Origin of the sequence: Acinetobacter sp. YH12156, assembly GCF_013418235.1 — a bacterium.
GTDB classification, from domain to species: Bacteria; Pseudomonadota; Gammaproteobacteria; order Pseudomonadales; family Moraxellaceae; genus Acinetobacter; species Acinetobacter pseudolwoffii.
In genome coordinates this window covers 489,456-515,696 of record NZ_VPCL01000001.1, presented here as the reverse complement: position 1 = coordinate 515,696, position 26,241 = coordinate 489,456, and the positions used below count along the sequence as shown (strand labels likewise).

Sequence of the window (26,241 nt, the reverse complement as noted above, 5' to 3'; positions counted from 1 at the left end):
GTGGGAAGGGGAATAACGTTATTCCCCAATTCCCATATTCTTAATTAGCTGTCGTCATCACGAATAGAAGAAGGGTGACGATTCAATGCCATCACTTCGATCTTCATATAGGGATAGAGTGGCAGGCCCTGAAGCAGGCTGTGCAATTCTTCATTGCTTTCAACATCAAAAATACTGATGTTTGAATACTGGCCAGTGATTCGCCAGATATGGCGCCATTTACCCTGACGTTGCAAGTCGTGGGAATAGGCTTTTTCAATGGCCTTGATTTCATTGGCCTGTTCCACTGGCATATCCTGTGGAATGTTCACGTCCATCCGTACATGGAAAAGCATGGGTATCTCCTCGAATTATTGACGACGCAAGTTGTCAATCTTGTTTTCATCCAACTCAATCCCCAGACCAGATCCTTTCGGAATCTCAAGTTCAAAGTTTTGATAGTTGAGTGGGGTTTTCAAAATATCTTCAGTCAGTAGCAAAGGACCAAACAGTTCAGTACCAAAAGCTAATGTTTCAAAGGTTGAAAATACATGTGCCGAAGCAATCGTGCCGACCGGACCTTCCAGCATGGTGCCGCCGTACAGATCGATTCCTGCAAGTTTGGCAATATTTCCGACTTCACAACCTTCGATCAGACCACCTGACTGGGCAACTTTCACTGCAAAAACAGATGAACCGTTTTGTTTTGCAATTTCATAGGCTGAATGTGGGCCCATTAAAGATTCGTCTGCCATGATGGCAATATCAAAACGTCGGGTGAGACGGCGCATTGCATCGAGGTTATCAATCGCACATGGCTGCTCAATCAGATCAACACCGCCGTCTTGCAGCAACTGAATTCCTTTAATGGCGTCTAATTCTGACCAGGCACGGTTGACATCGACACGAATCGAAATGTCTTTGCCCAGGGCTTTTTTAATCGCCAGCACATGCTCAACATCTTCTTCAACTGGACGGGAACCAATTTTGAGTTTGAAAATGTTATGGCGTTTTGCTGCAATCATTTTTTCTGCTTCAGCAATATCTTTTTCTGTATTGCCTGAAGCCAAGACCCAAAGCACTGGAATACTGTCACGTAAGCGGCCACCTAAGACTTCACTGAGCGGCTGCTGCATGCGCTGTGCCTGAATATCTAGCAGGGCAGTCTGAATCGCGCATTTGGCAAAACGGTTACCATTAATATTCTTTTTGATCGCTTGTAATGTTTGTGCAACATTTAAACCGGATAATGTCTTTAAAAGGGGGGCGAAATAAGTTTCAATATTGACTTTAACGCTTTCCGGGCTTTCATCACCATAACCTAAGCCGCCGATCGTCGTTGCCTCACCCCAACCGATATAACCATCTTCAGTGGTGATTTTAACTAAGACCAGGGTCTGGGTTTGCATCGTCGCCACAGCCATCTTGTGAGGGCGAATGGTCGGGATTTCTACCAGCAAGGTTTCAACTGACTTATACATAATACGGATTCACATTCTTGCTTTAATGCTTCGATTTGATATACCTTAAAAGAATAATGTTGATTGGTCTAAGATCGATTTAGCATTTTTTTATACTTTAAAGGTATTCTAGATCATGGAACTTAGACATTTACGCTATTTTGTTGCAGTGGTAGAAGAGCAAAGTTTTACTAAAGCGGCAGAAAAACTATTTATTGCTCAGCCTCCTTTAAGCAGACAGATCCAAAACCTTGAAGCAGAGCTGGATATTCAGTTATTTGAGCGTGGTAGCCGTCCATTGAAGACCACAGAAGCAGGTCAGTTCTTCTATCAGCACGCTGTTAAACTTTTGTCTAATGCGGAAGAGATTAAGTCGATGACCAAGCGCATCGGCATTGCAGATCGCACCATTACCATCGGTTTTGTTGGTTCTTTATTGTTCGGTTTGCTGTCGCGTATTCTGTTTTTGTTTAAACAGCAGCATCCTTATCTCAAAATCGAGATGATGGAAATGAATACTTATGAACAGATTCAGGCCCTCAAAGAAGGCCGTATAGATGTCGGTTTTGGCCGCTTAAGAATCTCGGATCCGGCCATAAAGCGGGTGTTGTTGCGTGAAGAGCGTCTAGTGGTGGCAGCGCATGCCAGTCATGTATTGGCTCAACGTGAGAGCCTACATTTATCTGAACTGGTCGATCAGCAGTTGTTTTTATATCCGAATACGGGAAAGGCTAATTTTGCCACCCAGGTGCGCGGCATATTTTCTGAGTATGGATTAGAGCCTAAAAATCTGCGGATTGTACGCGAATTGCAGCTGGCACTCGGTTTTGTAGCGGCGGGAGAGGGTGTTTGTATCGCGCCGGAAAGTGCACAAAATATTAAATTGGCCCATCTCAACTTTATACCTTTAGCAGATGCATTTGCTGTGAGTCCTGTATTTATGGCCATGCGTAATATGGATGAAAGTGAATATATCCGCTACCTATTTGATGCTGTCTATCAAGTCTATGATCTTGAAGCATTAAAGTATGATCGTTCGGTGTTTTAAGTCCAATCAATCCTCTCAAGAGGAACAGCAATCAGCAGCTCTTGGCAAGTTTATCGGCCTATGTTAAAAAATATTCCACGATTCAATAATATATTTTTTAATTAATTTAAATGCTTAGCCTGAATCAGACTTTATAGGTATAAAGGCATGCCTATTGAGTTTTGGACATTCTGCTGCATCTTCTTCATTGTGGCATTCATTGAATGAACTTCACAATATGGAGGTGGAGATGTCTACAAATAAGGTGAATATAAATACGCTGATTGATGAAGCTAAATTCACTCCCTTTCATTGGGGCGTCCTAATCTGGTGTCTGCTGATCATTATTTTTGATGGTTATGACTTGGTGATCTATGGCGTCGCATTGCCTCTGTTGATGCAAGAATGGGGCTTAAGTGCAGTACAAGCAGGTCTGTTGGCCAGTACCGCACTTTTTGGCATGATGTTTGGTGCCATGACTTTTGGAACCTTGTCCGATAAGTTAGGTCGTAAAAAAACCATTATGATCTGTGTGGCTATTTTTAGCGGATTCACTTTTATTGGGGCGTTTGCGACCTCTCCGGTTGAATTTGGGATTTTACGTTTCTTGGCGGGCTTAGGTATTGGCGGGGTGATGCCAAACGTGGTCGCACTGATGACCGAATATGCGCCTAAACGTATCCGTAGTACCCTAGTGGCTTTAATGTTTAGTGGTTATGCGATTGGTGGAATGACGTCGGCACTCTTAGGTGCATGGCTGGTGCCACAATTTGGCTGGAAAATCATGTTCTTGCTTGCTGGTATTCCATTATTGCTTTTACCGCTTCTATGGAAATATTTGCCAGAATCGCTGATGTACCTGACCAACAAAAATCAGACCTCCCAAGCGCACGATATTATTCAAAAAATATCTCCGGAACAGGTCATTACCCATGATACTCAATTTGTACTGAATGAAGTGCAGAAAGGTGATGAAGCGCCATTAAAAGCACTTTTCCAACAGGGCCGCAGTTTCAGTACGTTCATGTTCTGGCTAGCGTTCTTTATGTGCCTGTTAATGGTATACGCATTGGGCAGCTGGTTGCCAAAACTGATGATTCAGGCCGGTTACTCGCTTGGTGCCAGCATGATCTTCCTGTTTGCCTTAAATATTGGTGGCATGATCGGTGCAATCGGTGGTGGATATCTGGCAGATCGCTTCCATATCAAGAAAGTACTGACCATCATGTTCTTATGTGGTGCGCTGGCCCTGATTCTGCTTGGCTTTAACAGTCCGCAATTCGTCCTATACACCCTGATTGCTGTGGCGGGTGCTGCAACAATTGGCTCGCAAATTCTACTCTATACCTTTGTTGCACAATATTATCCATCGACTGTACGTTCTACAGGCATGGGCTGGGCATCAGGTATTGGACGTATTGGTGCGATTGTTGGTCCGGTATTGACTGGTGCTTTATTAACCATGAATTTACCGCATCAAATGAACTTCTTTGCTATTGCGATTCCTGGTGTGATTGCTGCACTTGCGATTTTCCTGGTCAACTTAAAGACCTCAGTAGATGCGCAAGCCCTTGCAAGATCTAGCATGAAGCCAAATCCTGTGGCTGAGAACGCGACCCAATAAGTTAAACTTCAATTAATCAATATAATATCGTCAATGATATAGATCGCCATCGTAACGGGTGGTGATCTGTTGCTAGAATCTAGTCGAACAATAAAAAGCGAGTTTAGGATGAACACGACACTATTCACCACAACAATCAATAAGCCAACACGAAAACACACGCTTTTGATGAGCATGATTGCAATCAGTATGGGGAGCATGAGCTTATCGGTTCAAGCACAAACCACGCAAAGCAGTCAGCAGGAAATTGAACAACTGCGCCAAGAAGTTCAGGCTCTACGCGCACTGGTTGAGCAACAGCAAAGACAGACGGCTGTGGTCACTGCACATGTTGCAGCAACACCTGCTCCAGCTAGCAAACCTGTCATGAAAATTGCCAGTGGTGCCGAATTTAATCTTTATGGAAATATTCGTGCCGATGCCTCTTATCAGGCTGAAGGCGGTTCATCTGCACGTATGTATAACCAGATTAATACTGTTCCACTTGAAGGTGTAGGCGAGCGCAGTGATGAGTTCAAATCAACACTTTCTGCTACCCGTTTAGGCATGGACTTTAAAGCACCGGTTGGTGCTGGTGACAAAGCCCTGAGCGGTAAAATTGAGGTAGATTTCCTTGGTGGTGATAAATTTGATAATTTACGTATCCGTCATGCTTATATGAGCTATGCCAACTGGTTAATTGGTCAAACCTGGTCAAACTTTGCAGTGCCGGATTATTTGCCAGAAACTGTCGATGCTTTGGCTTATGCTGGGGGTTCGATTAAACGTACGCCGCAGGTTCGTTATACCAGCACATTCAGTCCAGCAACCAATCTGGTACTGGCAGTAGAAGATCCAAAAGATGCAACCATTACGGGTATTAAACAGCGTTTGCCTGCTTTAACAGCGCGTTTAAATCATAAATTTGCGGATAATCTGAGCGTCAGCGCCCGTGCGATGGGGAATGAAAAGCGCGTGAATGAAGATGAAGAAATGGCGTGGGGCGTGGGGCTGGGGGCGAAATATGACATTGTGCCGGGGACGACTTTAAAAGCCGACTACTATCATGTCAAAGGCGATAGTAGCTTTATCTCGAATGCCAATACGGGTGTAATTACAGCTGTAAATGGTGATCTGTTACAAAGTGAATTCGATTCGATTTCGGTGGGCTTAACCCAGCAATTTAATGACAAGTTGCGCGGTACTTTAGGCTATGGTTATATGAGTTTTGATGATGATCAACGTTATACCGATGCGCTTATTGCTTCGACGCCAGCTGATGCAGCGCAATCTAATGCAACTAGAGCCAACAAAGACCTCTGGCAAGCGTGGGCAAACGTGTTCTATAGCCCAACCAAGCCACTCAGTTTTGGTCTGGAATATGTCTATGGTGAACGTACAGCTTTAGCTCCAGCTACAAATGGCAGTGACAAAGGTGAAGACAACCGAATCAATGCGGTTGCCATTTACAACTTCTAAGATGCTTGTAAATTCGGGTATCTTGACCTAAAAAAAGCGTGGATGAACTCATTCACGCTTTTCTATTTCTGCTGAATGGTATCTGCTAAAAGATTCACTGCATTTTCTATCTCGGCGGTCCATTCAAAAGAACAATTCAGGCGCATATAATGCTGACTGGCATGATCCGGTTTAAACAGCAGTGCAGGGGCAATTGAAATATGCTGCAGCAGCAACTGTTCATAGAGCGCCTGGGCATCCAGTTGTTTCGGCAATTCAATCCAGAGAAAATAACCACTAGAATAATAGTAAATTTCACAGATGCTTCCCAAACGTGCTTTAAGTTCCTGATAAAATTTCTTTTTATATTTTTCCAGATTATATCTTAGCTGTCGTAAATGTTTTTCATAATGATGATGCGAAATAAATTCTACCAGCGTGTTCTGGAGTAAGGGACTGACCGTTAAAGTGCTCATGAGCTGCAAATGCTGAATGGCATCGGAAAATGGACCGGCATAGACCCAACCGACGCGTGCGCCCATGCCTAGTGTTTTGGAAAATGAAGCACAGTGCAGCACCATCTGATGCTGGTCAAAATATTTAACCGGTAGCGGTTTGGATGAACCATAATTCAATTCCTGATAAACATCATCTTCGATTAAATAGACCTGATATTCATACAAAAGTTCAGCAATTCTCTGTTTAATTTCCGAACTAACAGTAAAGCCAATCGGATTATGCGCGTTCAGCATTAGCCAGCACACCTTGATCGGATACTGTTTCAAAGCCTGTTCAAATGATGCTAGATCAAAACCGAATTGCGGATGCTCAGGGATAGTAATCACCTGTAGCCCCAAACGCTCGGCTGCCTGCCAGGCCCCATAAAATATGGTTTGTTGCAGCAGGATAAAATCACCGAGTTGGGTCAATGCCTGTAAAGACAGATTCAGTGCTTCTAATGCTCCAGATGTAATGACAATGTCATCTGCATGGCAAGCAATGCCTTGTAACTGGTAACGATTAGCAATCAGTTGGCGTAAATCCTGATTGCCAGGCGGCATATGATTCTGGTTGTTATAACTGCTTTTTCTTTTGGCCTGCTGCGCCAGAATCTGCATAAATTTGGCGTTATATAACAGCTCTGCATTGGGAAATGCGGAACCAAAAGGCACAATTTCTGCTGCTTGGATCGATTTTAAATAATTAAATACCACAGAGTTGATTTGAACTTTTGGGCTTAAACTAATCTGGATTGGTTGTTTGCTGTTGACCAGATCTGTAGAACGCTCTGCAACGTAATAGCCGGATTTATCTCTGGCATAAACCAGACCTTGCGCTTCAAGTTCCTGATAAGCATTGAGTACCGTCATCAGGCTATAGCCAGACAATTGGGTCTGTTCGCGGAGTGAAGGTAATTTTTCATGTACCCTCCATACGCCGTTTTCAATCATCTGACGGATATTCTGCGCCAGTTTTTCAGACTTATACATACACTTGCTTGAACTAAGACTGTTCTAATTATTTTGATTTATAGCATATTTCAAGATGCTCAATATAACAAATTAAGGTTAATGTGGTTGTCAGTCTATTTTCAAGCTGGCGTTCTATCGATCTGCTGTACTGTTCTTCTAAGATCAGTATCCAAGTAAATATTTCCATTCAAATGGGATGGTTGTATTAATCGGGTCGACATGAACTCAATACATGATCATTAAATTGAATATCAGGTCTCAACCTTTCTAGGGAAATTCTCTACCTCTCCATCAATCGTATTCTAATTTTTATACGCCTGAGTCACTTCTCTTAATTTGTCACAATTCGATACTTACAAATTCAGATTTACTTGCTAAATTCAGTCCACATGATGATAAAAACTATGTCACGGTCTTAGACCGAACCATCATGTATATATAACAACGATACGAATACACGGACCAATAACAAGCACAAAGGAGTGGACAATGCTCGGAAATATGATGTTTCAGCCTTTACTGATCAGCAGCATGATTGAACATGCAGGACGCTATCATGCCGATACCGAGGTAATTTCCAAAAATACCGACACCAGCATTAAGGTGACCAACTGGGGCGAAATTCATCAAAACTCGAAACGTTTTGCCAAGGTATTGCAACAACTCGGCTTGGAACAGGGAGATCGGGTTGCCACCATTGCCTGGAATAATCATCGCCATTTAGAGTCCTGGTATGCTATTTCTGGCAGCGGTCTGGTCTGTCATACCATTAATCCGCGCCTGTTTCCGGAGCAGCTGATTTTTATTATGAATGATGCGGCAGATCGTGTGGTCATCTTTGATAAAACATTTGTACCTTTAATCAAAGCGGTAAAACCGCTGCTGACCTCAGTCGAGCATTTTATCTGTCTGGATGCTGCCGATCCGAGCGTCACTGAAGCCATTCCAGAAGTACAATTTTATGATGATCTGATTTCCAGTCAACACACAGAATTTGAATGGCCAATCATTGATGAAAACTCAGCCAGTTCACTGTGCTATACATCAGGAACCACGGGCAACCCTAAAGGCGTGCTATATAGTCATCGCTCTACTGTATTACATAGCTATGCCATCATTTTACCGGACTCACTAAATGTCTCGGCTGCCGATATTATGTTGCCAGTGGTGCCGATGTTCCATGTGAATGCATGGGGCACGCCATACGCGGCGGCCATGGTGGGATGTACGCTGGTACTGCCGGGGCCAGGTCTTGATGGTGTTAGTCTGGTGAATCTGATTGATACGTATAAAGTTTCAGTGGCGCTTGGCGTGCCAACCATCTGGCAGGGTTTGATTGCCGCAGCAAACCAGTCAGGTTCCAAGCTGGAAAGTCTGAAACGTAATGTAATCGGAGGATCGGCCTGTCCACCGGCAATGTTACGAACTTTCAAAGAGCAGTTTAACTGTGAAACAATTCATGCTTGGGGCATGACGGAAACAGGTCCAGTGGCTACTGCCAATCAGCTCAAAGCCAAACATTTGCAGCTATCAGATGAAGAAAAACAGCAGATTCGTCTGTCTCAAGGCCGACCGCCATTTGGGGTTAGTGTACGTTTAACTGATGTAGAAAAATGTACGCATGAAATTGAACGAGATGGTGAAACTATCGGAAGTTTACAGGTGAAAGGGCACTGGGTTATTAATAAGTATTTCGGTAAGCAAGAATCTCCATTGACTGAGGATGGTTGGTTAGATACAGGGGATATTGGCACGCTGAATCAAGATGGTTTTGTAAAACTCAGTGACCGTTCCAAAGATTTAATCAAGTCTGGCGGCGAATGGATTTCATCGGTGGATCTGGAAAATATTGCCATGGGCCATCCGGAAATTGCGATGGCGGCGGTGATTGCCGCCCAGCATCCAAAGTGGGATGAACGTCCGGTATTGATTGCCATCAAGAAACCAGAGAGTCAAATTAGTGAAGCTGATCTTCTTGATTATTATCATGATAAAGTCGCTAAATGGCAGGTTCCAGACAGAGTGGTTTTTGTAGACTCAATTCCACTAAGTGGAACTGGAAAGATGCTGAAAAAAGATTTGCGGGAACTCTATGGCGCTATTCTCATGGAACAAGCAGCAGGCTAGAGTTTTACATTGAATCTGATAATCAAAGTGAATGATTGAAACTGACTTCTATACAGGAGTCAGTTTTTTATATAGAGTTAGCAGAATTAACAGATATAAAAATCCCTTTTTCTAAAAAACTACAGTTTCAGCAGATGCTTTTGCTTCATATTGTCCGACAAAAAGCTCTATTATGTTTGATAAGCACATAATTTGACCTGTATTGATATGGTCTGAATTATAAAACGCTTTATGCTGACAATATAATAAATAGACAGTTGTACATTAATATTACTGTCTGCGGATAAGGGGATAAAAATGACAAGTATGCCGACCTATCAGCCGCATTGGGTTCGTGAAGATTTCATTGATTTTATTGGTGAAAAAATCCATCCAACCTGGGCGTTTAAAAAAGTTAAAGCGGCCATTATGGGCATTCAGGCCATTAGTCCTGACTTTTTCAAGATTCACTTGCGCCCGAATCATAATTTTAAAGCCAGGTCATTTCAGGCTGGCCAGCATATTGCAGTAACAATAAGACTCGATGGTGTACGTCATCAGCGATATTATTCTGTGGTGACGGTATTAAAAAATGGTGATTTGATTATTGCGGTGAAACAGCAAGGCAAAGTGTCACGCGCCTTGAGCCAGATGCAAATCGGGGCTGTCATTGAAATTTCGCAGCCGCAAGGTGACTTTATACTGCAAAACTCTAGCCAGCCCACTTTATTTCTGGCATCCGGCAGTGGTATTACTGCAATATATTCCTTGCTGCAAAAAGCAGTGATCCAGTCCCTGGAACAGATCGACCTGATTTATTTTACTCGCGATGATGCCTTTCATGCTGAATTGAAAACCCTGGCTTTAATGCATCCAAACTTGAAATATCATCATTTTAATACACGGGAACAGCAACAGCATCTGAATCAAAGATTATTGCAAAAACTGGTGCCAGATGTTGCAGAACGAAAAATATATGCCTGTGGCTCTGCTGGGATGATGAAGGCTGCACTTAGAATTGTAGAAAAACTGGATTTGAAATCCAATTTTCATTCGGAATATTTCCAGATTGTGGTCGATGAAAAAATTAAGGCGCAGCCAGTACAGTTTTTAAGATCGCAGCAAGTGTTTCAGGCTCAGTCCAACTTGCTGGAAAGCGCTGAAAATTCAGGCCTGCGTCCTGCTCATGGTTGCCGGATGGGAATCTGTAATACCTGTTCCTGTACCAAAGTCAGTGGCTCGGTGCGTAATGTCCTGACCGGTGAGGTTGATCATGGCAATAACACCCAGATTAAACTTTGTATTTCCCAGGCGATGAGTCCAGTCGTTATTAATTTATAAGCCAGTATTAAACGAATAAAAAGGTGCTCCCATGAATATGCAAATTGATTTTAAACGACACAGTAAGTCGCAATTTCTCAGTCCGGAACAGATTGAGGAGTTTGGTGCTAAAGTCGATGCGATCCGCCGCGAGGTCATGGACGATCTGGGTGAAAAAGACGCCAATTATATTTATAAAATCCGTAATTTTGTCCGTTATAGCGAAATTGCATCCCGAGGCATGTTGATGTTTGCTGGCTGGTTGCCACCGGTATGGCTGGCAGGGACAGGTCTGCTCGGTCTTTCCAAAATCGTGGAAAATATGGAACTCGGCCACAATGTCATGCATGGCCAGTTCGACTGGATGAATGATCCGAGTCTGAACGGAGCGACCTATGACTGGGATACGATTTCAACCGGCGATGACTGGAAATACACGCACAACTATATTCATCATACTTATACCAATATTGTCGGGATGGATCATGATGTGGGTTATGGGCTGATTCGAGTCAGTGAATCGCAAAAGTGGGAACCACGCTTTCTGTTCAATATTCCACTGGGCATTCAGTTAATGGTATTTTTCGAATGGTATGTTGGCCTGCAACGCCTGCATCTGGAAGATGTGATTGCCTATAAAACCAAGACCTGGAAAGAAGTCTGGGAAGAAGCAGCACCTTTACGCCAGAAAATGCGACGTCAGGTGTTAAAAGATTATGTATTTTTCCCGCTCATTGCCGGCCCAAACGCCATTCCGGTATTTACCGGAAATGCTGTAGCCAATGTAATTCGTAGTCTGTGGGCGTCTGCGGTGATTTTTAATGGTCATTTTACGGAAGATGCTGAAACTTTTGAGATGGACAATACCGACAATGAAACCCGTGCTGAGTGGTATTTACGCCAGGTTCGTGGTTCGAGTAATTTTACCGGGACGGACTGGCTGCATATTTTGAGTGGTAATTTGAGCCATCAGATTGAACATCATCTATTTCCGGACATGCCAGCCAATCGCTATGCGCAGGTGGCGCCGAAAGTAAAAGCGCTGTGTGCTGAATATGGCATTCATTATAATGAAGCGAGCTTTATAAAACAGTTTTCTACTGTTTGGGTGCGTCTGGCCAAATGTTCATTGCCGAATCACTGGACTGCACAGATTATTGAAAAAACCCACTCTGCTAAATCTGTATTGAGCCACTTTAAATCTAAAATCATGCCCTAATTTTTAATGTGTGGTATTCACCCGTTTGCTACGCCTCAATAGATTTACATGGTCTATTGGGGACTTTTTTGCTTTTTTGTCGTTTTAGTAGAAATTGAATCATCCATTTTTATGAATGAAGTATGGAGAGATATTTCAAAAAAATCACCAAAGAAAAACAGATACGGTACTGCTGAAACGCTTTGCCTACAACAACCTGCTTAAGCTCTAGAGGGTTGTCCCTATAATGGCCGCGTTGTCACAATCAAGGTCTCAGTTTTGAAATATCTTCAATTTTTTTCAGGCATCTCATTATTACTGCTTTTAACTGCTTGTAACCTCACAGAAGCACCAGCTCCAGATTATCAAGGAAACTGGAAAAATACGCTGGAAAATCCAAAACTTGAAAATGTATTGGTCATTTCGAAAAATGGTGAAAATTACTTCATTACTAACACCATAAAAGACAAAGAAACTGGTAAAACCGAAGAGAAAAATCCGATGCCGGCAGCAGTGAGCAAAAATGGCTTACTTCAGTTAAATGCAGGTGCAGGTATGGTTGATTTTGCAATCGATGAAAAAACAGGAAATCTGGTCGGTTCAGGCTCAGTCTATGAGAAAGCCAAATAACGTTTTCTTCTCAGGTCAGAGATCTGCAGAAAAAAATGTCATGAAATACAATGATTCATGGCATTTTTTTTATTGGGCTAAACTTAATAACTCAGTAAAATCTTCTGCAAAATAATTTGCTTGGACCTTGATCAAATCTATTTCATGAACAGAGTATTGATCATAAACTGCAATCACATCGATTCCTGCATTGTTGGCCGCTTCAACGCCAATTAATGAATCCTCAATAATCAGGCAATCTGCGGCTTGCACCTGAAAATGCTGAAGGGCATTGAAATAGACTTCAGGATGCGGCTTGATGTTCTGCACATTTTCACGGGTCAAGAGCAGGGCAAAGTCATCATTAAAGCTGATTTTTTTGTTAATGTTTTGATTATTGTCCTGATAACGCTGCACATTGAACAAACTGGTGGTTGTGGTCAGGGCGATCTGAATCCCTTGTTGTTTCAGGGCTTGAATGAACCGTTCAGCATGTGGTTTTAGCTCGACCACATGATCGAGAAAATGCCGTGAAATTGCATAACGGCGGTTTTTTACTTCTTCTTTATTCGGCGCAAATCCATAAAGCGCTTTTAAATAAGCACAATATTCCAGATAGGGATCCGGCCGATGTTTAAATTTTTTGAGCTGAAGATCGCGCTGTTGCTGGATCTGACTTAAGTCGACTTCAATATTTGCCAACTCCTGAATCAGCGCAGCATCGACCTGATTCCAGACTCCCACAGAATCAATCAAGGTGCCATCCAAATCAAAACACACCAACTTTTTGCCTTGGAACATATGATATTTCTCTTAATTTGCATCGTTAATTCTGTGGGCTTGAGTATATAGCATGAAGCTTGCGTGTTTAAGTTGACCAAGGAAAAACAGAAGTGCATATTTACAACAGAACTACTTGTAACGAGGCTCCACATCAGAGAAAAGTAATTTTTAACACCACATGGAAATTGACTGATCCTAGAAATCGTTGCAAAGTGTTATATTTGAACATTGGCAATTGATAAAATGATGTCGATGATATCTTCGTCAAAATTATTAGAAAGTTAAAGGAAATGTGTTTCTGTGTTTGAACTTGACTGTAAATTGCTCAGTATTTTTTATTATGTCTATAAATTTAAAAACGTATCTCAGGCAGCTGATCATTTAGACATGAGCCAGCCAGCGGTGAGCAATCTGCTGAATAAAATTCGCCAGCATTATGGTGATCCTTTATTTTTACGTATTGGCAATGAAATGCTGCCGACAGATTTATCTAAGCAGTTGTTTCCCTTGGTCAGTGAAGCACTCAGTAAAGTTGAAGCGATTAATAATTTCACCATCAATTTTGATCAGGTCACTTCACAGCAACGTTTTACACTGGCGATGACCGATGTATCGCATCTGGTGTTATTGCCAAAAATTTCACAGTATCTCAAGCAGCATGCATCACATATCCGCCTGAATGTGCGTCCGATTACCTCGGAAACCAGTTATCAGATGGCCAATGGCGAGATTGATCTGGCTTTGGGCTTCTTGCCAAATCTGGAGAATGGCTTTTATCAGCAGAAACTGTTTGAACAGTATTATGTGGTGATCGCAGCGAAAGACCATCCGCGACTAACGGGTGACAGCATCACGACCGAAGAGTATTTACGTGAAACCCATATCGATATTGATGCCGGGATGGGGCATTACCATATTGAAAATGAATTGCTGAATCTGGAACTCAAGCGCGACATTCTAATGCGTCTGCCCAGCTATTTAGGCGTGGGACTGGTGGTACAGGAAACCGATGCGATTGCGACCGTGCCTTATTATTTGAGTGAAGTCCTGTTATCACGTGGCAATCTCAAGATTTTTGGGGCACCGATTGCTTTCCCGACCTATTCTGTAAAGCAGTATTGGCATATGTCCTGTCATCATAAAACCAGTCATCAATGGCTACGCAATATGTTGCATGAAATCTTAAGCAAATAGCATTTCAGCATACATGCATTGTGCTGCAATCTGCTTTTTCTCTATCTCAGAGATTTCGACACCATCCCATTTTTCAATCTGCTCGATTAACCAGATAAAATCGGCAAGCTGCGGTTTCGCACTTGCACCAACAAGATTGCGGATGATGTTTTGAATTTTATGATAGTCACAGACATGACGCTGTGCAGAGCATTCAAACTGGATAATCTGATAATCAACCAGCATGTCCCAAACTTGGGACAGATCAGCACGCTGTTTTAAATCCGTTTGGGCTTTCTGGACAGCATTGACTAAAGCCTTCACCGTGCATGGATGTAATTCTGCCCATTCCTGAGTCATGGCCAGAACCTTGTCGGCAACTTTAGGAATGACATTCTGGCTTGCAGCGACAATTAAACTATAGCCTTCAAGCTTGGCCTGAATATTCCAGGGTTCTCCCACACAAAAGCCATCAAAGACCTGTTCCGAGATTCCTTTTACCATCGAAGCTGGTGGTGAGGTCATGAGCTGAATCTTGTGGGCAATATTGAAATCTGTCAGGGCCAACCATTCTTTTATACAGTAATGATGAATTGAATGCTTATAGACATAGGCAAGATTCACTTTCTGATGATGTTGCAAGGCCCGCACCAATTTCTGAGAACTGCTTTTTTCATCATCTTCTGCATCAATTCCCAATTCATAACATAGATCTTGACGCAGGCTGATATAAGCCTGATTGATACTCAGCACCAAAGGGGTTTGCAAAGCCACCTGTAACTGGTCTGTGCCCAGGGCAGCAGCAGGCAGCATGGCAGACAAGCAATGTGCAGTATCCAGAAAACCGTAGGCCAGACGGTCACGCAAACTTGACCAGGAGGCTTCACGGATTAAATTGATTTTTAATCCCTGTTCGGCAAAGTAGCCCTGTTTTTCGGCCCAGAGAATGGCCACACAATCAAGCAAAGGAATATAACCAATATTGAGTTCAGTTTTTTCTAATGTGGACATATGCTTTTCCTTATTGGCCCAATAACAGCTTCTGTGCATCCAGTAAGCGTCTGGCCATTTCACCAATGGTGATCCGGTGACTCATGGCATTTTTACGTAATAAAGCAAAAGCCTGTTCTTCTGTTAAGGCATGTAGCTGGATGAGCAGGGCTTTAGCTTTATCGATATCTTTACGGTCAATGAGCTTGTCTTGGGTTTCTTTTAAATCATTTAGCAGCTTTTTATGCTTACGGAACTGTTCAATCGAAATTTCCAGAATGCTTTCTAGTTTGGTGGGATCAATACCATCGACGATATAAGCCGTGATTCCGGCATCAATGGCACTTTTGATGGTGTCTTTATTGGAGTTTTGGGTAAACAACACGGTGGGAAGTTCATATTGGCTGACACAGCTTTCAATAATATCCCGATGCGGATGATCCATATTCAGCAGGATCACATCTGCATGAATACCCTTAACATGTACCATATTCAGGTCATTCAGGATTAAACAGGCCACCACCTGAAAATCATGTGAAAGTAAGGATTCCTGGATGAATTGGGCGCGCTCCAGATCATCATCAATAAGAGCAATTCGTAATTTGGACATGGAATATTTTCAAGTAAGGCCTAAGGAATATTCAAGCAGGAGTAAAGCAAAAAACATGCCATTAAATTGGTGCATAAAATTCTATTTTTCTGTTCAATTTGGTGCATAGCTTTAGGGATTTCAGCTGATAGCTGATCAAAATGAAGCATTTAGGTAGATCATCTGCCTGGAATAAGGCGTTTTCTTGTTGGAAAAGTTGGCACGATTTCTGCATTTATTAAATCGTCAAAGATGACTTTCAATACTAACAACGGCCAACGATGTCCGTTCTGATCGTAATTGCACTTTCAAGGAGTGTGATTGGTATTTCGTTCAGCACAGGATAAATGACATGGTCAGTTGTTCAGCAATACAAAACGCACAAGCGTTTCAACCCTTCCTCCAGCATTACAAAGCGCTGGGTTGCGGTATTTACAACATATTCAATCAGCAGACATATCAATGCCTAGACGTGATATGCGGCTTTTTATCATCTTTAAAAAAACAATAGTTGGAGTGCAGATATGAAAATTCTCATGATTGGGCATGGCATGGTGGGGCATAAATTCATCGAATCTGTACTGGAACAGGCCGGTGATGACATTGAGCTGACCATTTTGGCAGAAGAGCCACATTTAGCTTATGACCGGGTACATTTGACTGAATATTTCAGCGGCAAGTCGGTCAAGGATCTGAGCCTATGCCGTAGTGATTTTGCCGATGCCTATGGCATTGATTTGCGTCTTAATACCAAAGCAGTTGAAATTGATCAGCTGAATAAAACGGTAACGACTAATCACGGTGATGTGCTGAGTTTTGACAAGTTGATTCTTGCCACCGGCTCTTATGCCTTTGTACCGCCAATCCCGGGCAATGACCGTCAGAATTGCTTTGTTTATCGTACCATTGAAGATCTGGACGCGATTCGTGCCGCCAGCCTGAATGCAAAAACCGGTGTGGTGATTGGTGGCGGCTTGCTCGGACTGGAAGCAGCGAAGGCATTACGAGATCTGAATCTAGACACCCATGTCGTAGAATTTGCTCCGCGTCTGATGGCGGTGCAGATTGATGATCTGGGCGGCCGGGTACTGCGCTCTAAAATTGAAGACCTTGGTGTCAAGGTACATACTCAAAAGGCCACGTCAAGTATTGAAGATGGTGACAGCACTCAGCATGTAATGAAGTTCGGAGATGGTTCGGTGCTTGAAACCGATATCATCCTGTTCTCGGCCGGCATTCGTCCGCGTGATGAACTGGCGCGCCAAAGTGGTTTACTGATTGGTGAGCGTGGCGGCATCATCATTAATGATTATTGCCAGACCTCACATCCGGACATTTATGCCATTGGTGAATGTGCACTTTGGGACAATAAAATTTATGGTCTGGTTGCACCGGGCTATGACATGGCGCGTATCGCGGCAAAACATGTACTGGACCAAGAGAGCCATACATTCGCTGGTGCCGACATGAGCACCAAGCTCAAACTGATGGGAGTGGATGTTGCTTCTATTGGTGACGCACATGCCATGTCACCTGGTGCCTTGAGTTATTTCTATGCTGATGAAGCCGCGCAGGTTTATAAAAAAATCGTGGTGTCAGCAGATAAGATCAAGCTGCTGGGCGCGGTGCTGGTGGGCTGTGCCAAAGAATATAGCGATCTTTTACAAATGATGCTGAATGGTCTGGCGGTACCGGAGCAACCGGAAAGCCTGATCATGCCGGGTTTTGATCAGGCAACTTCCAAATCAGGTGGCAGTGGCATCGATTTATTGCCTGACAGTGCGACCATCTGTTCCTGTAATAACGTTTCCAAAGCTGATATCTGTTCAGCCATTGATGGCGGTGCAACTTCATTGGGTGCACTGAAAAAATGCACGCAGGCTGCAACGGCGTGCGGTGGCTGTGCGCCACTGGTGACGCAGGTTCTCAAATCCGAATTACAGCGTCAGGGTGTCACGGTGAACAATCACCTGTGCGAACATTTTGCCTATTCGCGTCAGGAACTGTATCACCTGGTACGCGTGCATGAAATCAAGACTTTCTCTGACCTGATTCAGCAACATGGTCATGGGATGGGCTGTGATATCTGCAAACCGACTGTGGCCAATATTCTGGCATCCTGCTGGAATGATTTTGTTCTGAAACCAAGTCATGCCGGTTTGCAGGACAGCAATGACTATTATCTGGGCAATATCCAGAAAGATGGTTCCTATTCGATTGTGCCACGTGTGGCAGGCGGCGAGATCACCCCGGATGGCCTGATTAGCATCGGTCAGATTGCCAAAGATTATGGCTTATATACGAAAATCACGGGTGGACAACGGATTGACATGTTTGGTGCGCAGGTACATCAATTACCAGAAATCTGGGGAAAACTGATCAATGCCGGTTTCGAGTCCGGACATGCCTACGGCAAATCCTTACGTACCGTGAAATCTTGTGTGGGCAGTACCTGGTGCCGTTTTGGCGTCGATGATTCTGTCGGCTTGGCGATTTTTCTGGAAAACCGTTACAAGGGCCTGCGTTCACCGCATAAAACCAAAATGGCCGTATCCGGCTGTACCCGTGAATGTGCCGAAGCACAAAGCAAGGATGTGGGGGTGATTGCCACGGAAAAAGGCTGGAATTTATATGTCTGCGGCAATGGCGGTATGAAGCCGCACCATGCAGAACTGCTGGCTTCAGATCTGGATACTTCCACACTCATCAAATATATCGACCGCTTCTTTATGTTCTATATCCAGACGGCGGATCGTCTACAGCGCACCAGTGTATGGCGTGACAATATGGAAGGTGGGCTGGATTATCTGAAAGATGTCATTGTGCACGATTCGCTTGGCATTGCGGCTGAACTGGAAAGCCGTATGCAGCATGTGATTGGCACTTATCAGGATGAATGGTGCACCGCGATTGAAGATCCAGAAGTACGCAAACGCTTTAAAACCTTTATCAACGCCAAAGCAGCCGAGCAGAATGACCCACATATTCAGTTTGCACCTGTACGTGGTCAGATCCGGCCAAAGACTGACGCTGAACGTGATCTCAACCGTATTCCAGTGGTTGAAGCCTAAACACCACAGTCAGGGAGAATGAAAATGACAATTTTAAAAGACATGAACGAACTGAACTGGTACGAAGTCTGTCATCTGGATGAGATCACCCCGAATACTGGTGTTGCAGCTTTGATTGAAGATCAACAGATTGCAATTTTTCGCGTGGGTCAGGAACAGCGGGTGTATGCGCTCAGCAATCAGGATCCGTTTAGTCTGGCCAATGTCATGGCACGTGGCATTCTGGGCGATCTGCAAGGTGAGCGTGTAGTCGCATCCCCAATTTACAAGCAGCATTTCAGTCTGGTGACCGGCCGTTGTCTGGAAGAGCAAGATCAGAAATTACTGGTATTTCCAACCCGAATTGAAAATGGCACAGTCTTTATCAGCCCAACTGCACAAAAGACCTATATTTCCAGTAATGGTCAAAACACAGAGCGTTTAAAACTGGTATTGGTCGGGAATGGGCTGGCGGGTATGCGCTGTCTGGAAGACTTGCTGGATATGGCGCCAGATCGTTATGACATTACCGTGATTGGGGAAGAGCCATGGGGCAATTACAACCGCATCATGTTGTCACCGGTATTATCTGGTGAGAAAAGTTTTGCCGAAATTATGTTGCATTCAGTCGACTGGTATACTGAAAAAGGTATCCGTTTTATTGGCGGAGATGCAGCACTCTCTATCGACCGCTCACGCAAACAGGTGCATACCGGAAAAGGCGAAATGGTTGCTTATGATCGTCTGATCCTCGCCACTGGTTCCAAACCCTTTATACCGCCAATTCCAGGTGCTGAACTTGAAGGCGTGATGAGCTTCCGGGATATTCAGGATGTTAACCGCATGCTGGATTACTGCAAAACCAAGCAAAATGCCGTCGTCATTGGCGGTGGTCTGTTAGGACTGGAAGCCGCATATGGCTTAAAACAGCGAGGGATGAATGTAACGGTGCTACATCTGATAGACCGTATTATGGATCGTCAGCTGGACATGAAAGCCAGTCAAATGCTGAAGAAATCAATTGAAGAAAAAGGTATTAGGATTATCACCGAAGCCAATACCGAAGAACTACTCGGTAGTGATGGTCACGTGACTCAACTGCGCTTAAAAGACGGGACAATGCTGGATGCTGATTTGGTGGTATTCGCCGTCGGGATTCGACCAAATAAAAGTCTGGCCGAACAGTCTGGCCTGCGCTGTAACCGCGGCGTGCTGGTGAATGACACCATGCAGACCTATGATCCGAGTATTTATGCAGTGGGTGAATGTATTGAGCATCGTGGTCAGACCTTTGGATTGGTTGAGCCATTATGGGGACAGGCCTTTATCTGTGCGACTCATCTGGCTGAACATGGCCGACTGACCTTTAAGGCACCGACTGTTCCGACCCAGCTTAAGGTCAGCGGATGTGACGTATTCTCGGCAGGTAATTTTGAACCGACTAATGATTTTGAAGATATCGTGCTGAATGATGAGAAGCGTCAGATTTATAAACGGATCATCATTCAACAGGACAAAGTCATCGGTGCGGTGTTGTTTGGCGATACTGAAGATGGGGCATGGTATGCCGAACTGATTGCAGATCAGACACCAATTAGTAATATCCGCAGCAAGCTGCTTTTTGGTCGGGATTTTGCATTAAGGAAAGTAGGCTAATCGGATAAAGCTCTCCAGCCCTTCTTTAGCAAAGGAGGGTTGGGGAGGATTAAATTTTAGGCTTGCTCATTCAGAAATTATATTGCTGGATAAGCCTTCAATTGTAGGTTGGTGCAACAAAGCCAATTACATTTAAAAATATGGCATGCTATTTGCTTTTCTATTAGATAAATATGGCAACGGCGCCATGACACGATTGATCTGTTTGAATGAAACAAGGCAAAGATGCCTAAGGTTGAAATAGACCTTAGGCATCTTTTTATTTCATAACAGTTAAAAAGTTTTATATAAAGGGGATATAAATATGGCTTATCTTGCTCCTGCAGAATTTGCAAAAAAAGTAGTCGATGCTGGTGAAGCAAAACTGCATATGGCAACACGGGATGTTTTAATTCGTGCGTTTATGGCCGGCGCGATTCTGGCACTGGCAGCAGTATTTGCGGTGACGATTGCCGTACAAACAGGGGTGCCTCTGATCGGTGCGCTGTTATTTCCAGTCGGTTTTTGCATGTTGTATCTACTGGGTTATGACCTGCTGACCGGGGTGTTTGTCTTGACGCCTTTGGCCTGGTTAGACAAACGTCCGGGAGTAACATGGGCGCGTATTTTAAAAAACTGGGGGCTGGTTTTTTTAGGTAACTTTGCCGGATGTTTAACTGTCGCAGTGTTGATGGCCGCGGTCTATACCATGGGTTTCGCTGCTGAGCCGAATGCAGTCGGAGTGAAAATTGCCCATATTGGTGAAGACCGGACTTTGGGCTATGCTGAATATGGCTTTGCTGGCTGGATGACGATCTTTATTCGCGGCATGCTATGTAACTGGATGGTCTCACTCGGTGTCATTGGTGCCATGATGTCGACCACAGTCAGCGGAAAATTCATCGCAATGTGGATGCCGATCATGCTGTTCTTTGCCATGGGCTTTGAGCATTCCGTCGTAAATATGTTCCTGTTCCCATTTGCCATGATGATGGGCGGTGACTTCTCGATTAGCGACTATTTTTTGTGGAATGAACTACCGGTAGCACTGGGCAATCTGGTGGGTGGTTTAGCTTTGACAGGTCTAGCGCTATACACCACGCATGTACGCACTGGCGACAAAAAAGAATTTTAATTTGAGCATGATATTTATGTCTTGAAATTGAAGGGATCGATTCGATCCCTTTTCGAGTGTCTACAATGAATAAAAAATTAAAAATCAGTATCGGACAATATTCTTCCGCCGGAATCAAAGCACAAAATCAGGATTTTCATGGCATTTATATTCCTGAAGGCCATGCGCTGAGCAGCAAAGGTATTGCCTGTGCCATTGCAGACGGGATTAGCAGCAGCAATGTCAGCCATATTGCGGCAGAAACGGCGGTCAGTAGTTTTTTATCCGATTATTATTCAACTTCGGATGCATGGAGTACCCAAACTTCAGCTGCTCGGGTGATTCGTGCGACCAACTCCTGGCTGTATGCGCAAACCCAACAGAGTCAGGGACGCTTTGATAAAGATCATGGTTATGTCTGCACCTTGAGTGCACTGATTTTGAAACAAAACAGGGCACATATTTTTCATGCAGGTGATGGCCGTGTTTATCGCATTCAAGCCCAAAGCATTGAACAGCTGACCATTGATCATCGGGTTCGTTTATCTTCAACCGAGCATTATTTAAGTCGTGCTTTAGGTGTAGATCATCGGATTGAAGTCGATTATCAACAACTTGAATTATGTGAAGATGATTTGTTTCTCTTGATGACCGATGGTGTCTATGAATTTATCGATATACAGCAGATCTCGGATATGCTGCAGCAAAAACAAAATCTGGATACTATTGCCCAATCTATCGTCGAACTGGCCTTAAAGCGCGGCAGCGATGACAATCTCACCATTCAAATCATCCGAATTGATGCATTAGCTCAAGAGAAAAGCTTTCAGATTCAGGAAAATATTTTATTTCCACAGCAACTCAGTCATGGTGATTTGTTTGAAGGTTATCGCATTCATAAAATCCTGCACCAAAATCATCGCAGTAGCCTTTATTTGGCGCAGGATGCAGCCACACAAGCTCAGCTGGTCATTAAAACCTTGTCTGTCGATTTGCAGGATGACCTGAAAGCAGTGGAACAATTCCAGCTGGAAGACTGGGTATCCAAGCGTTTAAAACATGAAAACCTGATGCACTACTATCCGCATACAGGCAGTAAAAAGTTTTTATTTCAAAGTTATGAATACTTGCAAGGGGAAAGCTTAAACCGATGGCTACATCGTCAAAAAACTGCTTTAAGTTTAAAACAACTGATTCCGATTATTGAACAGGTGGCCAAAGCACTGAATGCCATGCATCGACTTGAAATGCTGCATCAGGATGTACGGCCAGAAAATGTCATGCTGCTTGAACCGATTGATGCTTTGAAAGTAAAACTGATTGATTATGGATCGACGGCAGTTAGAGGGCTGGTCGAACTGAATCCTAAACATGCAGATGTGCCTTTGGGAACGTTGGCATTTATGGCACCAGAGTATTTTATAGGGCGCTCACCCTCGGTAAAATCAGATCAGTTTTCACTGGCAGTGATGAGCTATTATTTATTGACCCGGCAATTGCCTTATGGGACAGAGCTGGCGCGCTGCAAGACCGAAAAAAAATTAAAAAAGGTACGCTATCATTCACTGTCTGAATATCGTCCGGATTTGCCCAAGGGTTTGGATGCGATTTTTAAAAAAGCACTGTCAATTCGTCCAGAGCAACGTTATGAGGCACTTTCAGCATTTATGTATGACTTGAAACAGCCTGATCTTGAATTAAAAAAATCTGTTTCACGTCCTGTGATTGAGCGTCATCCCCTGACATTCTGGAAATGCTGCACCGCGATTCTGTTTATCTTATTGCTCTTGGTCTTTTCCTTATATTTTATGAAATAAAGCTCTTTAACAGGATTTGAATTATATTTTTTGGATTGTTAGCAACAAGTTCGGGAATGTTTGGCATATTATTCAGTCCAAATATCTGCTTATTCTATGTGCAGGTTTTAATGAAACAGTTGCTGTTTGCATCACTTTATGTTCACGCGGTTTTCACCCTTTTTCTGCTCAATGAGTGAATAATTTTTGAATATGAGTCAGGTTGAGTCTGATCCAAAATTTATCCTTTAGCCCAGATCCAAGACCCAGTGCTCAGTAATTTTCTCAAAATATATAAACGACTGTGGGCTCGATCCAAGACGATGCTATGAGCTAATTCAAATCGATATGCTACTCAATTTCAGTGAGCTTTGAATATGAAGTAACTGGTTTAGTCCACTATGAATTTAACGCAGTATTACATTATGCCAACTGGAAATACATGTGTGCAGAATTAAATAGCATATTATTTAATATCAAATACTTAATTATTAAGTTCTTGGAACTTGTGAGGATGTGGTGGCTATCTTGCAAGTTGTATAATCAAAAAATACCAAAATTACATCAAAAAATATACGCTGATCAGTCAGTTTTTTGGCAGAAAATAATGCCTTGATTCGGCATTGTTCATTTATGCTACAGCATAATTTTTAAAACCAGAATCCCTCTAGGATTAGGATCATGTATACAGGATTGTATAAACCCGATATGAGCACGAGAACAATTCCGCTGAACAAAAAACCGCTAAGCTTGATGATCCTTTCAGTTCTTTCCAGTGCTGTCTATGCTGAAACATCTCGCAGCCAGCATCCTGTGCAACAACTCAACACCATCGTGGTCAGTGCTGAACAGACAGATCCGCAGCAGCAATACCAGACCGAGCTTGCGCAAACCTCAGGTGGAACCAATTTTATTCCAGCCCAGCAGCTTGAACATCAACATATTGCAAATAATGCCGATGTATTTCGTCTGCAACCCGGTATCTATGCTCAATCCCCGGGCAATGAAGGCGCCAAAGTGTCTATCCGTGGCTCGGGTATTAACCGGACATCAGGTGCGCATGCCTCTGGTACCTTTGTGCTGATTGATGACATTCCATTTACCGGGCCGGGCGGCACCGCTTATGAATTACTAGAGCCTTGGTGGATTGATCATGTTGGCGTCTATCGCGGTGCAAACGGTTTTAAACAGGGGGCGCTGGCGCTAGGCGGAGCGATTAACTATAAAAGCAAGACTGGTGCCGAGCAGAATGGTTCTGAACTGAAGTATGAGGCAGGCAGTCATGGTTATCAAAAATATCAGTTCAGTACCGGCCGTAAACTGGATCAGCTGGATTATTATCTGGCGCTAACAGGTAACCAGTTTGACGGAATTCAGGATCATGCCAAAGGTGATGGCAAAGGCCTGGCTTTTAATCTCGGCTACCAGATTAGCCCGAACATTGAAACCCGTTTTTATGCCCGTTACCGCGAAAGCAAACATCTGACACCGGGGCGTATTACCCAGGAACAATTAAAAAACAATCCTGAAGTAGCTGATCCTAATTTTGTAGGAATTGATGCCAAACGTATCCAGCCGGGCAGTACCTGGCTCGCCAACACCACCACCTGGAATTTGCAGGATGATGCAAAATTGACTGCTAGTCTGGCATATCATCATTATCCGTTAGACTTACGTGAAAGTCGCTATCGTACCAATGTCGATTATGAAGATATTACTGCACGTATTCAGTATGAAAAGCCCTATCAATTGTTAGGTCTGGAACATCAGGGGCGTATTGCCTTACGCAGTACCACCCATCGTCCAAACAGTGGTGTAACGGAAACTTTAAGATTTAATACAGAAATTGGTAATCAAACATATCCGGCAGATACGGTCACACGCCGTTATACCTATCGTGGTTCAGACAATGTATTGCAATTTGATCAGCAGACGGCGCTCAATGACCAGCTCTCCCTAGATCTGGGGCTTGCAGCAGTCTATGCCCATCGTGAAAGTGAAGTGACTTATCCAGTTGCCAGTTCTAAGATCAATCAGTATGAGTGGGATTTTGCCCCACGTCTCGGGATGACTTATCAACCGAATGAGTCTGTGCAGTGGTTTGCCAATTTAAGCCGCAGCATTGAACCGGCTCATCCTTGGGCGATGGCATGGTCATCTCCCTATTATTTTGATGAAGGAATTGCTTCAGGTCGGGTACGTGCTCCGATTCAATTAAAAACCCAGACTGCAAATACATTGGAATTGGGTGGACGTGGCCAATCAGGCTTTGGCGATTGGGCGCTCAGCTATTATTATTCTAAAGTTAAAAATGAACTTTTAACGTCTGAAATGATTAAGGATTATGGAGAGGGTTCAAGCAAAAATGAAAGAATCAGTGTAGAAGCAAATGCCACGCCAACCATTCATCAAGGTGTCGAACTCGGTTTTGATACACCATTGCATGAATTTAAACACGGTGAGTTACGCTTGCAACAAGCTTATACACTGAGTGATTTCCAATACAAAAATGATCCACTTTTTGGCGAAAATCAGTTGCCGGGAATTCCAAAACATTTGTATCAGGCACAGCTCAGTTATGCCATGCATAATGGTTTCTATATTGGTTTGAATACCGAATATGCGTCCAAAATGCCGCATGATTATGCCAATAGCCGCTTTAGTGATGATTACCAGATCTGGGGCATTGATCTGGGTTATGCACCTGAACACCAGTCCTGGAAAACCTGGATCAACTTCAAAAATATCACCGATGAAAAATATGCTGCTGTGGTGATTCCCGGTCTAAATGATCAAGGAAAGGATGTGGCGCGATCTTCACCAGGCGAAGGATTCTCGACTTATGCTGGCGTATCTTTCAAGTTTTAAACTTGAAACTG

The 26,241-nt window shown here is 43.5% G+C and carries 19 protein-coding genes; 13 read left to right on the top strand and 6 right to left on the bottom strand.

Going from position 1 to position 26,241, the window contains the following annotated elements; all coding sequences use genetic code 11:
• Positions 1-44: 44 nt before the first annotated feature.
• Positions 45-335, bottom strand: a complete 291-nt coding sequence (catC, locus tag FTU87_RS02555; protein WP_005170825.1) for a muconolactone Delta-isomerase — start codon at positions 333-335, stop codon at positions 45-47.
• Positions 336-350: 15 nt separating this feature from the next.
• A complete protein-coding gene (locus FTU87_RS02550; RefSeq protein ID WP_005170827.1) occupies positions 351-1,460 on the bottom strand; it encodes a muconate/chloromuconate family cycloisomerase in 1,110 nt (369 codons plus the stop codon).
• 115 nt (positions 1,461-1,575) lie between these two features.
• Here FTU87_RS02550 and FTU87_RS02545 point away from each other — a divergent pair, with 115 nt between their 5' ends.
• The 3 genes from FTU87_RS02545 to FTU87_RS02535 all read left to right on the top strand — a co-directional run bounded on the left by FTU87_RS02545 (position 1,576) and on the right by FTU87_RS02535 (position 5,548).
• Positions 1,576-2,487, top strand: a complete 912-nt coding sequence (locus FTU87_RS02545; RefSeq protein ID WP_005096953.1) for a LysR family transcriptional regulator — start codon at positions 1,576-1,578, stop codon at positions 2,485-2,487.
• A 229-nt stretch (positions 2,488-2,716) separates the two neighbouring features.
• The gene (locus FTU87_RS02540) at positions 2,717-4,090 is read left to right on the top strand and encodes an aromatic acid/H+ symport family MFS transporter (protein WP_180096636.1); all 1,374 of its coding nucleotides are present in this window, start codon (positions 2,717-2,719) and stop codon (positions 4,088-4,090) included.
• A gap of 108 nt (positions 4,091-4,198) precedes the next feature.
• A complete protein-coding gene (locus tag FTU87_RS02535) occupies positions 4,199-5,548 on the top strand; it encodes a DcaP family trimeric outer membrane transporter (RefSeq protein WP_180096635.1) in 1,350 nt (449 codons plus the stop codon).
• Between the two features lie 62 nt (positions 5,549-5,610).
• Here FTU87_RS02535 and FTU87_RS02530 read toward each other — a convergent pair whose 3' ends face one another.
• Entirely contained in the window at positions 5,611-7,017 is a 1,407-nt protein-coding gene (locus FTU87_RS02530; RefSeq protein WP_180096634.1) for a PLP-dependent aminotransferase family protein, read from the bottom strand.
• 471 nt (positions 7,018-7,488) lie between these two features.
• On the opposite strand from FTU87_RS02530, the gene FTU87_RS02525 reads away from it, so the two are divergent.
• The 4 genes from FTU87_RS02525 (at position 7,489) to FTU87_RS02505 (ending at position 12,253) form a co-directional block, all read left to right on the top strand.
• Positions 7,489-9,126: a long-chain-fatty-acid--CoA ligase gene (locus FTU87_RS02525; protein WP_180096633.1), complete on the top strand. Its 1,638-nt coding sequence runs from the start codon at positions 7,489-7,491 to the stop codon at positions 9,124-9,126.
• Between the two features lie 297 nt (positions 9,127-9,423).
• A complete protein-coding gene (locus FTU87_RS15005) occupies positions 9,424-10,446 on the top strand; it encodes a flavin reductase family protein (RefSeq protein ID WP_005096945.1) in 1,023 nt (340 codons plus the stop codon).
• A 31-nt stretch (positions 10,447-10,477) separates the two neighbouring features.
• Positions 10,478-11,644 carry an acyl-CoA desaturase gene (locus FTU87_RS02510; protein ID WP_180096631.1) on the top strand — a complete coding sequence of 389 codons (1,167 nt, stop codon included), beginning with the start codon at positions 10,478-10,480 and terminating at the stop codon, positions 11,642-11,644.
• A 258-nt stretch (positions 11,645-11,902) separates the two neighbouring features.
• Positions 11,903-12,253 carry a hypothetical protein gene (locus FTU87_RS02505; protein WP_074382760.1) on the top strand — a complete coding sequence of 117 codons (351 nt, stop codon included), beginning with the start codon at positions 11,903-11,905 and terminating at the stop codon, positions 12,251-12,253.
• Between the two features lie 69 nt (positions 12,254-12,322).
• On the opposite strand, the gene FTU87_RS02500 is transcribed toward FTU87_RS02505, so the two are convergent.
• Positions 12,323-13,033: an HAD family phosphatase gene (locus FTU87_RS02500; RefSeq protein ID WP_005096941.1), complete on the bottom strand. Its 711-nt coding sequence runs from the start codon at positions 13,031-13,033 to the stop codon at positions 12,323-12,325.
• 282 nt (positions 13,034-13,315) lie between these two features.
• Between FTU87_RS02500 and FTU87_RS02495 the strand changes: the two genes are divergently transcribed.
• The gene (locus tag FTU87_RS02495) at positions 13,316-14,209 is read left to right on the top strand and encodes a LysR family transcriptional regulator (RefSeq protein ID WP_005096940.1); all 894 of its coding nucleotides are present in this window, start codon (positions 13,316-13,318) and stop codon (positions 14,207-14,209) included.
• Here the strand turns inward: FTU87_RS02495 and FTU87_RS02490 are convergent.
• Positions 14,198-15,199: a CmpA/NrtA family ABC transporter substrate-binding protein gene (locus FTU87_RS02490; RefSeq protein ID WP_180096630.1), complete on the bottom strand. Its 1,002-nt coding sequence runs from the start codon at positions 15,197-15,199 to the stop codon at positions 14,198-14,200. The two genes, FTU87_RS02495 and FTU87_RS02490, sit on opposite strands and share 12 nt — an antisense overlap.
• A gap of 10 nt (positions 15,200-15,209) precedes the next feature.
• The gene (locus FTU87_RS02485; RefSeq protein ID WP_004280362.1) at positions 15,210-15,788 is read right to left on the bottom strand and encodes an ANTAR domain-containing response regulator; all 579 of its coding nucleotides are present in this window, start codon (positions 15,786-15,788) and stop codon (positions 15,210-15,212) included.
• Positions 15,789-16,291: 503 nt separating this feature from the next.
• Between FTU87_RS02485 and nirB the strand changes: the two genes are divergently transcribed.
• From nirB to FTU87_RS02460, 5 genes are all read left to right on the top strand, one after another.
• Positions 16,292-18,838, top strand: coding sequence for a nitrite reductase large subunit NirB (gene nirB / locus FTU87_RS02480; RefSeq protein ID WP_218944820.1), 2,547 nt, complete (start codon positions 16,292-16,294; stop codon positions 18,836-18,838).
• A 24-nt stretch (positions 18,839-18,862) separates the two neighbouring features.
• Complete coding sequence (nirD, locus tag FTU87_RS02475; RefSeq protein ID WP_100535117.1) at positions 18,863-20,473, top strand: nitrite reductase small subunit NirD; 1,611 nt, start codon at positions 18,863-18,865, stop codon at positions 20,471-20,473.
• Positions 20,474-20,777: 304 nt separating this feature from the next.
• On the top strand, positions 20,778-21,587 hold the full coding sequence (locus FTU87_RS02470; protein ID WP_180096629.1) for a formate/nitrite transporter family protein: 810 nt from the start codon (positions 20,778-20,780) through the stop codon (positions 21,585-21,587).
• A 65-nt stretch (positions 21,588-21,652) separates the two neighbouring features.
• Positions 21,653-23,383: a bifunctional protein-serine/threonine kinase/phosphatase gene (locus FTU87_RS02465; protein ID WP_180096628.1), complete on the top strand. Its 1,731-nt coding sequence runs from the start codon at positions 21,653-21,655 to the stop codon at positions 23,381-23,383.
• Between the two features lie 687 nt (positions 23,384-24,070).
• Entirely contained in the window at positions 24,071-26,230 is a 2,160-nt protein-coding gene (locus FTU87_RS02460; RefSeq protein ID WP_180096658.1) for a TonB-dependent receptor domain-containing protein, read from the top strand.
• The last annotated feature ends 11 nt before the right edge of the window (positions 26,231-26,241 follow it).